At 72.8% G+C, this 14,840-nt stretch carries 12 protein-coding genes; 6 read left to right on the top strand and 6 right to left on the bottom strand.

Annotation, left to right across the window (positions count from 1 at the left end; translation table 11 throughout):
- The first annotated feature begins 9 nt into the window (after positions 1 to 9).
- The 4 genes from WMF22_RS21410 to WMF22_RS21395 all read left to right on the top strand — a co-directional run bounded on the left by WMF22_RS21410 (position 10) and on the right by WMF22_RS21395 (position 6,681).
- A complete protein-coding gene (locus tag WMF22_RS21410; protein ID WP_438036851.1) occupies positions 10 to 1,518 on the top strand; it encodes a metallophosphoesterase in 1,509 nt (502 codons plus the stop codon).
- A gap of 239 nt (positions 1,519 to 1,757) precedes the next feature.
- Positions 1,758 to 3,845, top strand: coding sequence for a hypothetical protein (locus tag WMF22_RS21405; RefSeq protein WP_438036850.1), 2,088 nt, complete (start codon positions 1,758 to 1,760; stop codon positions 3,843 to 3,845).
- 8 nt (positions 3,846 to 3,853) lie between these two features.
- A complete protein-coding gene (locus tag WMF22_RS21400) occupies positions 3,854 to 4,840 on the top strand; it encodes a hypothetical protein (protein ID WP_438036849.1) in 987 nt (328 codons plus the stop codon).
- Complete coding sequence (locus WMF22_RS21395) at positions 4,837 to 6,681, top strand: ArnT family glycosyltransferase (protein WP_438036848.1); 1,845 nt, start codon at positions 4,837 to 4,839, stop codon at positions 6,679 to 6,681. Before WMF22_RS21400 ends, WMF22_RS21395 begins: the two co-directional genes overlap by 4 nt.
- Before the next feature lie 6 nt (positions 6,682 to 6,687).
- Here WMF22_RS21395 and WMF22_RS21390 read toward each other — a convergent pair whose 3' ends face one another.
- The 4 genes from WMF22_RS21390 to WMF22_RS21375 form a co-directional block, all read right to left on the bottom strand.
- Positions 6,688 to 8,163, bottom strand: a complete 1,476-nt coding sequence (locus WMF22_RS21390) for a hypothetical protein (protein WP_438036847.1) — start codon at positions 8,161 to 8,163, stop codon at positions 6,688 to 6,690.
- A gap of 64 nt (positions 8,164 to 8,227) precedes the next feature.
- Entirely contained in the window at positions 8,228 to 8,443 is a 216-nt protein-coding gene (locus WMF22_RS21385) for a hypothetical protein (RefSeq protein WP_438036846.1), read from the bottom strand.
- A 118-nt stretch (positions 8,444 to 8,561) separates the two neighbouring features.
- Positions 8,562 to 9,578, bottom strand: coding sequence for a tetratricopeptide repeat protein (locus WMF22_RS21380; RefSeq protein ID WP_437300882.1), 1,017 nt, complete (start codon positions 9,576 to 9,578; stop codon positions 8,562 to 8,564).
- A 163-nt stretch (positions 9,579 to 9,741) separates the two neighbouring features.
- Positions 9,742 to 10,194: a hypothetical protein gene (locus WMF22_RS21375; RefSeq protein WP_437300881.1), complete on the bottom strand. Its 453-nt coding sequence runs from the start codon at positions 10,192 to 10,194 to the stop codon at positions 9,742 to 9,744.
- Positions 10,195 to 10,377: 183 nt separating this feature from the next.
- Here WMF22_RS21375 and WMF22_RS21370 point away from each other — a divergent pair, with 183 nt between their 5' ends.
- A complete protein-coding gene (locus WMF22_RS21370) occupies positions 10,378 to 10,710 on the top strand; it encodes a hypothetical protein (RefSeq protein ID WP_437300880.1) in 333 nt (110 codons plus the stop codon).
- 127 nt (positions 10,711 to 10,837) lie between these two features.
- On the opposite strand, the gene moeB is transcribed toward WMF22_RS21370, so the two are convergent.
- Together moeB and WMF22_RS21360 are read right to left on the bottom strand one after the other, a co-directional pair.
- Positions 10,838 to 12,001 carry a molybdopterin-synthase adenylyltransferase MoeB gene (moeB, locus tag WMF22_RS21365; RefSeq protein ID WP_437300879.1) on the bottom strand — a complete coding sequence of 388 codons (1,164 nt, stop codon included), beginning with the start codon at positions 11,999 to 12,001 and terminating at the stop codon, positions 10,838 to 10,840.
- 202 nt (positions 12,002 to 12,203) lie between these two features.
- Positions 12,204 to 13,754 carry a hypothetical protein gene (locus WMF22_RS21360; protein ID WP_438036845.1) on the bottom strand — a complete coding sequence of 517 codons (1,551 nt, stop codon included), beginning with the start codon at positions 13,752 to 13,754 and terminating at the stop codon, positions 12,204 to 12,206.
- A gap of 97 nt (positions 13,755 to 13,851) precedes the next feature.
- On the opposite strand from WMF22_RS21360, the gene WMF22_RS21355 reads away from it, so the two are divergent.
- Positions 13,852 to 14,565 (top strand): cob(I)yrinic acid a,c-diamide adenosyltransferase, encoded by a 714-nt coding sequence (locus WMF22_RS21355; RefSeq protein WP_438036844.1) that lies wholly within the window; start codon positions 13,852 to 13,854, stop codon positions 14,563 to 14,565.
- Positions 14,566 to 14,840 lie beyond the last annotated feature (275 nt).

Here is a 14,840-nt window from a genome sequence, read left to right as displayed (position 1 = left end):
AGCAGGGCAATGGATGGCGCAGCCAGGGATATCTTCGTCATCAGCGATCTGCACATCGGTGACGGCGGCGCGCGCGACAACTTCGAGGCAGGCAGGAAGACGTCGCAGCTGCGTGCATTCCTCGACCACGTGGGCAGCGAGGGGGGCGAGCTCTTCATCCTCGGCGACCTCTTCGAGCTCTGGCAGATGAACCTCAGCCTCCTGTTCGTGAAGCGGCGGGCGCTCCTCGACCAGCTCGCCGCGCTGAGGCTCGTCTACGTGCCCGGCAACCACGACGTCGATCTCGTGCACTTCATCGAGACGGACCTCCTCAATCACCCCTTCTTCGCGTGCATGCGCGCGCCGTTCACCCGACAGCTCGGCGGCAAGCGGTTCCACTTCTGCCACGGGCACGAGACCGATCCGTTCAACGCCGGGGACGAGCCTGGCTTCGGCCGCATGTTCTCCATCCTCGCCGGCGTCGCCGAGGACGAGAACGGCTCTCCTCTCCTCAAGGGCGGCGAGAGCGTGGAGGACGTCCTCGAGAAGTTCGGCGACTCGATACTGACGATCTGGAAGCGCAGCCTGGCGGCGATGAGCCAGCGCGTGACGGAGAGGGACCCGTCCCCCAGCGGGGCATTGACGCCGGCGCAGAACCCGGACCGGCTCGGCGAGCACGTGGTCGGGGTCCGCGCGGAGCTCGACACGGGCGCATACGACGTGGCCGTCCTCGGGCACACCCACAAGGCAGGCGCTATCGGTGACTGGTATTTCAACAGCGGTTCATGGGCCGGGCCTCTCAACTCGTTCCTTCGCATCTCTCCGGACGGACATGTCCGCTATCTGGAGTGGAAAGACGGTCGCGCCGTCGAGCGCGGGATGCCCCTCGTGCTCCCGGACGCGAAGCCCGATCGCGCACGTCCGGCGACGAAGAGCCCGGTCGCCGCGGCCCTCGCCGCCGCGAGGACGATCTTCCCGAAGCCGACGCGCCCGGAGCGCTCCCGATGGATCCTCATCGCGCAAGGCGCCCTCGCGCTCGCCGTGGGCGCCGGCGCGCTGGCGATCTCCGTCGGTCAGGGCTCCTCCGCGGGGTGGCGCCTGCTCGTCCTGGCCTTCGCCGCCTACGCGATCATCGATGGCGCCCTGTCGCTCGTCGGTGCGTCGCGGGAGCCGCCCGTCCGGCGCCTGCTCTCCCGCGTGCGCGGCGTGGCGAGCCTCCTCCTCGGCCTCGTCGTGCTCCGCCGCGGTACCATGGTCGAGATGTTCGCGGTCTTCGTTGGATTCTGGGCGTTCATCTCCGGCGCGATGCGCGTCGCGGCGTCGATCGTGCTCAAGGGAATGGTGGAGTCGAGGTGGCTCTTCGTCGTGGGCGCTGGCTCGACGCTCGCCGGCCTCGTTCTGCTGTTCTTGCCCGCGTCGGCGGTGCCTCTCAAGTTCGTGCTGGCCGGCTATCTCTGTTACTACGGGGCAGGGGAGCTCCTGGCAGGCATCTTCGGGCAGCGGCTGCCCAGGGCGGCGGACGTCCGTCCCTCCGCATGAGGCCGCTCCCGCGCCGCCGGACAACGCTCCTTCCTGCCCGCGCGTAGAAACACCCCCTCTCCGGGCGTCCTTGTTCTACGCTCCTGCGCGTCTGGCAGTCCGGCGGCCGATCGCGCGGGGAGGCGTTCTCGCGGCGCGACCAGGGCGCCGGGCGCTCTCGCGGCGCGCCTCCTCGCTCTCGCTGGCCTCCCGGCCGCCCCGCGCGCCTCGCAGGTCAAGGGCCCCTCGGAGCTCCAGCCATGAAGATCTCCCTCCCGATCCCGCCGTCCCGCCGCGCCCCGCTCGCCGCCCCCCTCGCCGGGCTCGCCGCCCTCGCCGCGGGCGCATCCTGCTCGGCTCCGCACCCCCCTCTGCCGGCCGAGCCGCCGCCGGCCGCGACACCCGCGCCCACGCCGACCCCGGCCGCGCCCCAGGCCCCGCGCTTCGATCAGATCCCCCGGATCGAGCTCAACCGCATCGCCGTGGAGCTCGATCTCCCGCTGTTCTGGATCGCCGACCGCAACGGCTCGGGCGCCGTCGACCCCGACGAGGTCTCCGCCCTCTGGCGCCACACGCCGGCGCCGGCCTGGGTCGCCTCCGGGGCCTTCACCCCGGCGTTCACGTCGGCGTATGCCGCGATGACCCGGGTCAAGGCCGAGGGCCACCTGCGCGCTGGCCTCGACGAGGCCGAGGTGCGCCGCCGCGATGCCGTCCTCGCGGAGCTCGCGGCCGGCCGCCCCTCGCTCCTCCGGTCCGACTTCCGCGGCGCGCCGGCCGAGGACCGCGCCATCGTCGGCCACCTGCTCAAGGTGGCCGAGCTCATCGAGCAGATCCACGCGAAGCAGCTCGGCTCCGCCGGCATGGCCGACCAGATCCCGGCCGACGACCCCGCCAGCCGGGCGCTGTTCTGGCGCAACCAGGGGCCCTGGTGCCAGCAACCGAGGACGCGTGACAATCCGGACTGCAGCGCGCTGCCGAGCAGGCCGCCCCGCGTCACCGGCGTCTATCCGGCGCGCCTCCAGCAGGACAAGAAGTTCTGCGCTGCGCTCGAGGCGCGCCCGGATCAGAAGGCGCTCCTCTCTCCCTTCACCGTCGTGGTCGAGGAGCGCGGCGCCCTCAAGGCCGTGCCCTACAGCGAGGCCTACAAGCCCGAGATGGAGGCGGTGAGCCGGGAGCTCAAGGCGGCGGCCGAGGCGATCCAGAGCCCGAGCGAGGCCGCGTTCAAGGCCTACCTGCTCGCGGCGTCGCAGGCGTTCCTCGACAACCGCTGGGAGGCCGCGGACGAGCCCTGGGCGAAGATGAACGCCGAGAACTCGGCGTGGTACCTGCGCGTGGGGCCGGACGAGACCTACTGGGAGCCGTGCAGCCGCAAGGCGGGCTTCCACGTGAGCTTCGCGCGGATCAACCAGGAGTCGCTGACCTGGCAGAAGAAGCTCGATCCGGTGAAGTCCGACATGGAGACGGCCTTCGCGGCCCTCGCGGGCGCGCCGTACAGGGCGCGCAAGGTCGCTTTCCACCTGCCCGACTTCATCGACGTCCTCCTGAACGCCGGCGAGTCGCGCGCCGCGACCGGCGGGACGGCAGGGCAGAGCCTGCCGAACTGGGGGCCTGTCGCGACCGAAGGCCGCGGCCGCACCGTGGTCATGGTGAACCTCCTGCAGGACGACGACAGCCGCGCCGCGCTCCGGGAGGCCGCCGCGTCGCTCCTCTGCAAGACCACGATGGAGAGCGTGTCCCTCGAGCGCCCCGTGGCCGCGCTCGGGACGGTGCTGCACGAGGCGGCCCACAACCTGGGCCCGGCGCAGGGATACAAGGTGCAGGGCAAGACCGACGACGAGCTCTTCGGCGGCCCGCTCGCCTCGATGCTCGAGGAGCTCAAGGCCCAGACCGGCGCGCTCTTCTTCACCGGCTGGCTCGCGCAGAAGGGCGTCCTCGACCCGGCGCTCGCCCGCATGTCCGAGGTGAGGGACGTGATCTGGGCGCTCGGGCAGGTGGGTCAGGGCATGTACACAGCGGGCGGCGAGCCGCGGCCGTATGGTCACCTCGCCGCGATCCAGCTCGGCAGCCTGCTCGACGCAGGAGCGATCGGCTTCTACCGCGGCGAGACCGCGGCGAACGGCGCGGACAAGGGGTGCTTCTCGATCCAGTCGGACAAGCTGCCCGCCGCGGCGGAGGCGCTCGCGAGGGCGGTGCTCGGGATCAAGGCGCGCGGCGACAAGGCCGGCGCGCTGCGCCTCCGCGAGACGTACGTCGAGAAGGCCGGCGCCTGGAAGGCGCTCCGCGGCGTGATCGAGGAGCGCATGCAGCGCATGCCGCTCGGCAGCGTCGTCTACGCGATCGAGCTGTAGGGTCCGCCGTGATCCCGGCACAACCCCGCGAGACCGCCGCGCCCGCGGGCGAGGCGACGAGCGCGCGCGGCCGGCGCCGCGCCCTCGGCCTGCTCGCCCTCCTCGGCCTGCCGGCGCTCGGCCTCGGAGAGCTCGCGGCGCACGTGTACTTCAGCGAAAGCGCTCCGGATTTCGACGCATGGCGCGAGGTGGGGGCGCCCCTCGCGGCGATGAAGCAGCCGGGGGATCTCGTTGTCGTCGCGCCCGGGTGGGCCGATCCGGCCGCGCGCCGCGCGCTCGGGGACGAGCTGATGCCGCTCCGCGACGCCGCCCGGCCCGACGAGAGCCGCTACGCGGCCGCGGTCGAGATCAGCGTCCTCGGCCAGCGCGCCGAGGAGCTCGCGGGCTTCCGCGAGGAGGCGCGGCAGGAGCGCGGCCCCTTCGTGCTCCGGCGCCTCGTGAACCCGTCGCCCGCGCGCGTCGTCTACGACTTCGTCGACAGCGTCGCGCCGGCGTCGGCCGACGTGCGCGTCACGGATCCTCCGGCCGCGTGCCGCTGGAACCCGCGCGCGCGGATCGCCGCCGGCGGGCTCGGCGGGAACCCGACGTTCCCCGCCGAGCGCTTCGAGTGCCCCGGCGGCCCGTTCTTCAACGTGGGCGTCACGGTGATCGCGGACGAGGAGTTTCGCCCTCGCCGGTGCATCTGGTCGCACCCGCCGAGGGACGGCGAGATCGTCACGCGCTTCCGCGGCGTCCCGCTCGGCTCGGTGATCCGAGGGCACGCGGGCATGTACTGGATCATCGAGCGGGAGCGGCGGGGCGCGCCGGTCACGCTGTCCGTGCGCGTGAACGGCGAGGCCGTGGGCGAGGCGACGCACGCCGACGGCGACGGGTGGGCGGCGTTCGAGTTCCCGCTCGGCGCCCACGCGGGCGCGGCCGGGGCCGAGGTCGAGTTCGCCGTGAGATCCGACGACTACACGCACCGCCACTACTGCTTCGAGGCGGACACCCGATGAAGCGCCCGGCGCCCCTCGCGCCCGCCGACGGCCTGATCGCGCTCGCGTTCGCGGCCGCGTACGTCGCCCTGCTGCTCGCGACCGCGGGCGATCTCGGCTACGCGCGCGACGAGGGCTTCTACTTCTTCGCCGCGGACCGCTACGGCGCGTGGTTCCAGGCGCTCCTCGAGGCGCCGCGCGCGGCGCTCGATCCGCGGCGCGTCGACGCCGCCTGGTCGGTGAACCACGAGCACCCCGGCCTCATCAAGTCGCTCTTCGCGCTCTCCAACCTCGTCCTGCAGAAGCGGCTCGGGCTCTTCGCCATGGAGGGCACGAGCTACAGGTTCCCCGCGATGGTCCTGTCGGGCGTGGGGGTGGCGCTCGTGTACCTCTGGGGCACGCAGGCGCGCGATCGGCTCGCCGGCGCGTCCGCGGCCGCGCTCTTCGCGATGCTGCCGCGGTACTTCTACCAGGCGCACCTCGCGTGCTTCGACGCGCCGATCGTGACCGTCTGGGCCCTGTGCGCCTACGCCTACTGGCGCTCGCTGCGGGACGGCGGCGCGCTGTGGCCCGTGCTCACCGGGATCGCCTTCGGCCTCGCGCTCGACACGAAGCACAACTCCTGGTTCTTGCCGATCGTCTGCGTCTCGCACGCCGCCGGCATGGCGCTCAGGGACCGGATCGCCCTGCGCGCGAGCGCGGCGAGGGCGGCGCCCGCGGCCGCCGCCGCGGCGTCGCCTGCGCGGCCCGGAGGCGCCCGGCGAGCGCTCGCCGCGCTCGCCGCGATGGCGACGATCGGCCCGCTCGTCTTCTACGCGCTCTGGCCGTGGATCTGGCGCGACACGCTCCCGCGCCTCCGCGAGTACGCGTCGTTTCACCTGAACCACGAGTACTACAACATGGAGTTCCTCGGCCGGAACTACTGGACGCCGCCGATGCCGAGGGCCTACGCGCCCGTGATGACCGCGGCGACGGTCCCCGTCGTGACGCTGGTCCTCTTCGCCGCGGGGCTCTGCGCGGCAGCGCGCGAGCGCCTCCTCTATCCGCTCGCGTGCGCGGCGGCGCGGCTCGCCCCGGAAGGCGGGAGGCTCGCGCTCGCCGCGGAGCGGGCGCTCGCCGCGCGGCTCCGTCCGCCCGCGGACGACCCCGGCGGCACGGCGCTCCTCTGGTTCCTCGCCATCGCCGCTGTGTACGGCGCGTGGCTCTCGCCGAGCACGCCGATCTTCGGCGGCACGAAGCACTGGATGACGGCCTACCCGTTCATCGCCCTGTTCGCCGGCGCCGCGTTCTCCGCCGCCGTGCGGCGCGCGCGCGCCGGTCTACGCGCGCTGCTGCTTTCCCGGCGCGCGCGCGGATCCCGCGCGCGCGCCGGCGCGAACACCACGCGCGCGGCCGCGCTCGCGCGCGGCCCGCTGGTCCCGGCGCTGCTCGGGGCGGCGGTCGTCGCGGCGCCCATCGCCGAGACGCTGCACGCGCACCCGTGGGCGCTCTCGAGCTACACGCCGCTGGTCGGCGGCGCGCCCGGCGCGGCGAACCTCGGGCTGAACCGCACGTTCTGGGGGTACACCACGGGCGCGGTCGTCGCGTACCTCAACGAGCACGTCCCACCCCGAGGGACGGTGTACATCCACGACACCGCTGGCCCGGCGTGGGAGATGTTGCTGCGCGACGGGCGCCTGCGAGCGGACATCCGCGGCGTGGGGGCGGTCGCGGGCGCGGACTTCGCCCTCTACCACCACGAGAAGCACATGCTGGGGCAGGCGTACCAGGCGTGGGTCGCGTTCGGGACCACGCGCCCGGATCACATCGCTGGACCCGATGGCGTGCCGGTGATCCTGGTCTACCGCAACCGCGCCCGCTGAGCGCGATCAGCGCTTCTTCGCCGCCGCCTTCTTGGCGGGCGCCTTCGCCGCCTTCTTGGCGGGCGCCTTCGCCGCCTTCTTGGCGGGCGCCTTCGCCGCCTTCTTCACGGAGGCCGGCGCCGCGGCCTTCCCGGTCGCCGCCTTCTCCGCCGGCGCGCTCGCCTTCCTGGTCGCGGCCGCCGGCTTCTTCGCCGGCTCCTTCTTCGCGCCTCGGACCGCCACGGCCCTGGGCTTGCTCGCCGCGGGCTGCTCCGTCGCCGGCTTGCGGGGCTTCTCACGCGGAGCGGCCTTCTTGGAGGGCGCCTCCTCCTCGTCGAGGTTCTCGTCCTCGTCCTCGTCCTCGTCCTCGTCCTCGTCCTCGTCGAGGTCTTCTTCCTCGTCCTCCTCGTCGAGGTCTTCTTCCTCCTCGTCGAGGTCTTCTTCCTCGTCCTCGTCGAGGTCTTCGTCCTCGTCGTCGAGGTCTTCTTCCTCCTCGTCGTCGAGGTCTTCGCTCTCTTCCTCCACCGCCACCGGAGCAGGCTCGCGGCGTCGCGACGGCGGGGCGTCGTTGCGCAGGGGAGCGGCGGCCGGCTTCCCGGCGACGTCGAGCTCGTCGAGCGGGTCGCCGAGCACCACCGCGACCTCACGCCTGAAGTCGGTCATGTGGCTGTCGACCTCGAGCGCATCCTGCTCGGACAGCGGCGTGAGCTTGAGCTTGAGGACCCGATCGCCCGCGAGCTCCCACGACGCGGCACAGCCGCCCTCGCGCAGCATCCTCGAGGCGATGGAGTCGATCCGCTGGCGCAGACCGCCGCGCGCCCCGGGCTCGATCTTGCGCTGCAGCTCGAAGCGGCGCTCCATCATCGGGAGCGTCACCACCTTCGCCTCGACGAGATCGGAGAGCTCGTCGGCCACCGCCTCCTCGATCTCGAGCCGCGCGTCGGGGTCGCTGCTCTCGAGCGAGAAGGTCGCCTCGCGGAGCTCGGGATCGTAGCCCGTCAGCTTGCCGCCGGCGCTCTGGGCCGCGCGCGTCAGCGACTCGTGCAGCACCTGCGCCGGCGCGCGCTTGCCGACCGTCGAGGCGACGTACCCGAGGGTGTCCAGGCGCACGTGCACAGGGCCGTCGTCCTCGAGGCCGAGCTCGGGCCGCGGCCCGAGCAGCGCGTCGCGCATCACGCGGAAGACATCCCGCTTGATCACGTTGTCCTCGGTGAAGATGTCCTCGACGTGCTCGGACTCCATCAACGTGCTCGTGAGGCTCGCCACGAGCTCCTCGACCTGGTCGTCGATCTCGTCGGTGCCGAACGTGGTCGTGGGCTCTCCGTCGACGAGGGCCCACGGCTCGAGCCGAGGCGTGATGGCCGCGATGTCCGCGGCCATCTTGTCCTCCAGCTCGCGCGCGAGCGCCGTCGCGCCGCCCCTGGCCACGAGGATGTGCCCGTGCGCCTTCAACGCGTCAACGATGCTCGTGGAAAGTCGGCGGGAGAGATTGCGCTCGTTCACGAGGCGCGCAGCTTACACGGTTTGCGCGGCCTGGCGATATTTGAAGACCGCGGATCGGCCGTGCTCAGGGGTCGTTCTCGATCACCTTGATCAGCACGCCGCCGATGCGCTCCGGGATGACCGTGCGCGCCGCGTCGGCTCCTCCGGACCGGATGCTGACGCGGACGATGAAGCCCACCCCGTCCTCCCGCTCGACCCCGACGCCGACACACCACGGCTCGCCGCTGATCTTGGCCTTGAGCTCGTCCTTGGCCCGCCGGGCCGATCCCACGTCGCTCATCTCGTTCACCTCTCCTGAATGGGAGCGCGCTCTGGCAACCTCTCGCGCTCACTCGCTGGTTCCGACCGCCAAGACCTGCCACGTCGCGGGCGCGTCGGCGACGCCCGCGGCGCCCGCCTCAGAGGTGCCTGCGCGCGATCTCGGCCCACGTGCCGGTCGGCTCGATCTCGAGGTACCTGCGCCAGCACGGGCGCGCCTTCGTCGGATCGCCGATCTGCTCGTAGGCCATCGCGAGGTTGTAGTAGGCGTCCGCGAAGCGCGGATCGCTCGAGATCGCGCCCTGGAAATAGCGGATGGCGTCGGCCGCCTGGCCGCGCTCGAGCATGACGTAGCCGAGGTTGTACTGCGCCTCCGGCTGGGCCGCGTCGAGATCGAGCGCCTTCATGTAGAGCGCCTCCGCCTGCTCCTCGGCGTTGCGCCGGAAGCAGATGTTGCCGAGGTTCGTGTAGGCGATGGCCAGCCACGGGTCGATCTCGAGCGCGCGACGGTAGAGCGCCTCGGCCTCGTCCATCGTCGCCGGATCCTCATCGAGCTGGCTGGCCTGCATGTAGAGCTCGTAGGCGGTGCGCGCGCGCTCCCGGCCCACCTTCGGGCGGAGCACCCGCACGACGTCGTCGCGCAGCTCCTTCACGTCGAAGTCGAGCACCATCTGCCCCGTGAGCGGCTCGAACGCGCCCGACGCGCCCCGGACCACGACCGCCTTGCCGTCGAAGGCGACGCGGAGCTCGGCGAGGGGGCGCGTCACCTTGGGGAGCGCGGTCCGGATGTTGTCGATCGCCCGCGCGACGTCGCGCAGGCGCACCTTGCGGGCGATCAGGTCGCGCGCGGCGCGCAGCGCGATCAGGTCCGAGAAGGTGTACGCGCGCCGCCCCCGCCGCCGGCCGCTCGGCGCCGCGATGCCGGCGCGATCGAGCGAGCGCAGTCGCCCGGGCGAGATGCCGAGCAGCCGCGCGACCTCGGTGCCGGTGAACATGTCGGTGACCGGCTCGCGGGCGCCCGGCGCAGGGGGCGGCGGCTCCGTCGCGCCCGCCCGCGGCGCCGGCGGGGGCTGCGACACCCGCCCGCCACCAGGGCCGAACACGACGTGGATCACCTTGTCGGAATTTCCGGAGGCGGAACGGTCCTTCTTGCTCATCGCAGCGTCACCGGCTCCGCGCCGAGGATCGGCGGAGGCAGAGCGCGTCGTGGGGAGCGTACCCCGCCTCGCGCCGGAGTGCTCCCGTTCTCCACGTGGACACGCGCGTCAAGGGGGCACGGCCCGCGGTCGCGCTCTCGTCGGGAAGGTCCTTGCATCGCCATCACGCGCGCGCCGTCCTGTCCGTCGTTACCAGCACGCGCGCCGTGACGTCCACGGTCAGCGCGAACGAGACCGCCGCGGCGCGCGCCGCGAAGCCGCAGCGGATCTCGGCCTGCATCGGCCCGAGCGGGCCCCCCGCGCGCGCGGCGGCTTCCCGGTGCGCCACGCGGAGCGCCCGCAGCCTGAGGTGAGGGTCGAGCGTGAGCGCCCGATCGAGCAGCGCCGCCAGCGGCGCGTCCGGCGGCAGCGCGACGTGCAGGCTGGTCGACCCGTAGTAGACGAGCGCGCCCCCCTCGTCGCGGGTGCTGCCCTCGCTCAGCACGTCGGCGCTGTCGAACAGCGCGTGGAGGCGCCCCGTCGAGCAGGTCACGAGCTCGATGTGCCTCCGCTGGAGGAGCGGTGGACGCTGGACCTTCGCCAGACCGGGACCGGGTAGACGCTCGCTGCGCGACATGGCGATCGCGATCGTGGCACCGCCGCGCGCTGCGTCCCAAAAGCGCGCGGAGATTCGCACAAAGTTGCTGCGGCACCTGATTTCGTGCGGGACGCCGGGGGCCGCGCGGCAGCGACGAATTTGGCCACGCGCGGCGCGCCTTGCCACGATGCGTGCCGCGCCGAAGGGCGGGAAGGAGCGAGCATGGACTACACCGGCATGGAGCGCCGCAAGCACCGGGTCTTCATCACCCGCAACACGGAGTATCACGTCCGCGACGACGTCTGCGTCGCGGTCCGCGATCGGGCCGCGCGCAAGTTCAGGCCAGCCCACCTCGCGCTGCACCTGAAGCTCCAGGGCGCGGTTCGGATCAACCCGAACGGCGTCGTGATCCCGGAGCCGCAGAACGCGCGCGTCGGCAGCCCGATCTATTTCACCCAGATGGATCAGGACGGGATGGAGCGGCAGATCGTGACGAGCCGCGTGGAGGCGATCGAGCGGCCCGAGAAGGCCACGGTGCTCCAGTACCCCTCGTGACACAGCGGAGCGCCCGGCCGCGCGGCGCGGGCGCTCGTCGTCGTGGATGGGGTCCTGGTGGTCGTCGTCGCGCGCGCCCCGCCGCGCGGGCGCTCGTCGTCGCGCGCGCCGCGCGTGGCGTGTCCGCTCAGCCGAGCGTGCAGAAGCCTTCGTAGTCGATGTAGCTCGTGATGGTCGGCGACTCGCCGCAGACGGGGCAGTTCTTGTCGCGGCGCAGCTTGAGCTCGCCGAACTTCATCCGCAGCGAGTCGTAGGTGAGGAGCCGGCCGATGAGCGGCGTCCCCTTGCCGAGGATCAGCTTCACCGCCTCGGTCGCCTGGATCATGCCGATGGTCCCCGGCAGGATCCCGAGCACGCCCGCTTCCTGGCAGCTCGGCGCGAGGTGGGGGGGCGGCGGCTCGGGGTAGAGGCACCGGTAGCAGGGGCCGACGCCCGGCATGAACGTCGTGACCTGGCCCTCGAAGCGGAAGATCGAGCCGTGCACGACCGGCTTCTTCTTGAAGACCGAGGCGTCGTTCACGAGGTAGCGCGTCGGGAAATTGTCGCACCCGTCGACGATGACGTCGAACTGCTCGAAGATGCGGTCGACGTTGCCGCTGTCGACGCGCTCCTGGAACTTCACGACCTTCACGTCGGGGTTCAGGTCGCGGATCGCGATCTCGGCGCTGTCGACCTTGGGCTTGCCCACGCGCGAGGTCGCGTGGAGGATCTGCCGCTGGAGGTTCGAGTTGTCGACGACGTCGGCGTCGACGAGGCCGAGCGTCCCCACGCCGGCGGCGGCCAGGTAGAGGGCCGCCGGGCTGCCGAGGCCGCCGGCGCCCAGCAGGAGCACCTTGGAGGCGAGCAGCTTGGCCTGCCCCGCCTCGCCGACCTCGGGCAGGAGCAGGTGCCGGGAGTACCGATCCCGCTGCGCGTCCGTGAGGCTGGGCGGCATCTCGACCGGGTAGGCCATGTCCTTCCAGCGGGTGAAGCCCGGGTTGGCGCTCTCCACGTTGGTGTAGCCGAGCTCCTGGAGCGTCTTCGCGGCGAGCGCCGAGCGCGTGCCGCCGGCGCAATAGGCCACGATGTGGGCCGACTTGTCCGGCAGCCTCTGCTCGACTTGGATCTCCAGAAAGCCTCGCGGGATCGAGATCGCGCCCGGGATGAAGCCGGCGCGGTACTCCTCCTTCTCACGCACATCCAGGAGCACCATCGGGACCTTGTCGTCGAGGCGGCGCTTGAGCTCAGTCAGCGAGAGCTCGCGGATGGACTTGCGGACGTCGGAGATGAGGTCGCTATAGGTCGTAGGCATCGTGGCTCCTCAGGGAGGGAGAGACTTAGGTGCCCGGCGCGACGAGTCAACGACGGACGGCCGGCGGTCGAGAATTGTGGCAGCGCGGGCAGCGCGGGCGCCGCGCCTGTCGGCAGGGGCGAGGCGGGTCGGCTCGGCCTGCCGGCGCGGCGCAGCCAGCCGCTCGGCGGCGGCCGGAGGGCGGGGCTCCGAAAGGGCGGCGCTAGCGGCTGCGGGGCAGGAGATCGGGCCGCGATCGGAGCGAGGCGAGGGGCTCCTCCTTCTGCATGCCCCCCTCGCACTGGATGCGCGCGACGCGGCCTGCGGGCGGCACGTCGATGATCGTCGCCGGCTCGTTCTCCGACTTGCAGAGCGCGAGCACCTTGGTGCCCGGGGCGAGGCGCCCGCTGCGCAGCTGCTTGCGCGGCAGCTTGATCTCGGCGTCGTCGGCGAGCCGCCGGACGGTGATGTCGGCTCCCTGGACGTCGCTCACCACGCCGAGCTCGAGCGTCGGCTGCTTCTCCCGGAGCGGGCCCCACACGCGCTCGCCCTTCAGCTGGTCGTTCGGCGGCAGCCAGTCGACGGTCGGCTCCTGGGCGAGGCGCGCCAGCGGCACCCACCCGATCGCGACGTCGAACGCCGCCGTGACCACGGCCGTGCCGGGGTCGACCTCGGTCACCAGCGCGCGATCCTTGGTCTGGCCGATCACCCACACGGGCGTCGAGGGCAGGAGGCTGCGCGTCGGCTCGCCGTCGCTGTCCGACGCGGGCGAGACCGCGACGGTGCCGTGAGACCAGCGCTTTTCCGGCTTCTTCATGGGCTTCATCCGGACCTTCCGCGCCTCGACCCACGCCGCGAGGGCGGCGCGCTTCCGCGCGAGCAGCTCGGGCAGCGCGCCGCTCCCTGGCAGCTCGGCCGCGTCGGGCGCGGGCGCCTCCCAGCGCAGGAGCGCGATGGTGGCGTCGAGCTGCTCGAGCGTGGCTTCCGCGTCCTGGGTGCCGAGGGCCCTGCCGGCGAGCTCGGCCAGCCGTGGCGCCGCGGCCGCGCGGACCCGCCCGAGGATCGCGCGCCCTTGCTCCTCGGAGGTGTCTCCACGCTTCACGGCGGCGTCGATCTTCTCGACCACGCTCGCCCAGCGTCCGGCCGAGACGTCCGCCTCGACCTGCGCATAGAGGACCTCGGCGATGGTGGCGTCGAGCTCCGCGGTGAGCCGGTCCGTGGCGGCGTCGCCGAGGACCGCCCTCGTCGGCGGGGCCGCGAGGAACGCGCGCGCCTCCGCGAGCTTGCCGGCGATGGTCGCGTCGTCGACCTTCCTGCTCGCGCACGCCGCGGCCTGCGACGCCACGAGCCGCCGCACCTCGTGGGTGAACGCCTCGCTCTTCAGCTCGTCGATCCGCGCCGACAGCTTGTGGAACGCGGCCTCGCACTCCTTCTTGTCGAGCAGCTCGGCGGCGTCGTCGGCCCAGACCTTCGCCTCGCGCCTGTCGATCTTCTCGCGCAGCTCGCCGATCTGGTACCGGTGCGAGTCGACGCCGAGCCCGCTCGCCTCGTCGAGCAGCCCGCGGGCGTCGGCGTACCGCTTGTCGGACAGCGCGCGGCTCGCCTCGTCGACGCGGCGCTGGCTCTCCGCGATGCGCGCCATCTCCGCCGTGACGGCGGGCTTCGGCGCCGGTCGCGCGGCCGGCTCGGCGGCGCAGCCGGCCGCGACGGGGATCGCGGCGAGGACGAGGGCGATGGAAACGGGATGACGGAGCAGCGGCCCTGCTGAGCGCATAGGGACAGGACTCTTCCACTTCCCCCGGAGGATCGTCAACATCACCCCCGGCGGCGTTTCTTGACCCTCGTGCGCTGACCCCTTACGTGAGCTCCCCGTGAGCGACGACGATACGCGCGGGACGGGTGACCACGAGCCGGCCGCCGAGGAGAGCGGCGGCGCGCGCGTCTTCAAGGCGCCGAAGATCACGATCAACCGCGTCTACACGCGGCAGGGGGACGGCGGGCTGACCCGGCTCGTCGGCGGGCAGCTCGTCCCGAAGGACGACGCGCGGATCGAGACCTACGGCACCGTCGACGAGCTCAACGCGCTCGTCGGCGCCGCGCGGCAGACGTTGATCGAGCTGCTCCCGGGGGCGCCGGGCGAGGGCGCCCAGCGCCTCGTGGAGCTCGGGCGCACGCTGCTCCGCGTCCAGCACGAGCTCTTCAACCTCGGGTCGATCCTCGCGACGCTCCCGGAGGACGTCCACCCGAAGCAGCCGCGCGTGACGCAGGCCGAGATCGATCTCCTCGAGGCCGAGATGGACCGCTGCCAGGCCGATCTGCCGCCGCTGCGCTCGTTCGTCCTCCCCGGCGGCTCGCGGCTCAACACGGATCTCCACGTGGCGCGGACGGTGTGCCGTCGGGCGGAGCGCTGCTGCGTGCGCCTCGCCCAGGACGGCCACGCCGATCCGCACGCGGTCCGCTACCTGAACCGCCTGAGCGACGCGCTCTTCGTCTGGAGCCGCTGGGCGGCCGCGCTCCTCGGCACGCCGGAGCTCCTCTGGGAGCCCGACGTCTCGGCGAGCGGCGGCAAGGCGCCGCTCGCCTGAGCCGCGCCGCCCTGGCCGGCGTCACAGCGGCGCGCTCGTGGCCTTTCCGCCGCGGAGCAGGCGCGGGGCTCTCCACCGGAGCGCGCGGTCGTCCTCGGCTCGGGTAGCGCCGCCGCGTCGGCCGCGGTGAGGGCGGCGCGCGTGCGCTGCACGAGCCGCAGGCCCGCGGCGAGGCCGACGCCTGCCACGAGGGCGAGGCAGGCGATCGTGATCGGGAAGGGGAGGGCGCCTGTCAGCCGCGTGGTCGGCACGGCGGGACCGAAGATGAGCGCCGC

Source organism: Sorangium sp. So ce204 (genome assembly GCF_051526795.1).
Taxonomy (GTDB): Bacteria; Myxococcota_A; Polyangia; order Polyangiales; family Polyangiaceae; genus Sorangium; species Sorangium cellulosum_B.
The sequence above is the reverse complement of the archived record's forward strand: the minus strand, read 5'-3'. Positions and strand labels throughout refer to the sequence as shown.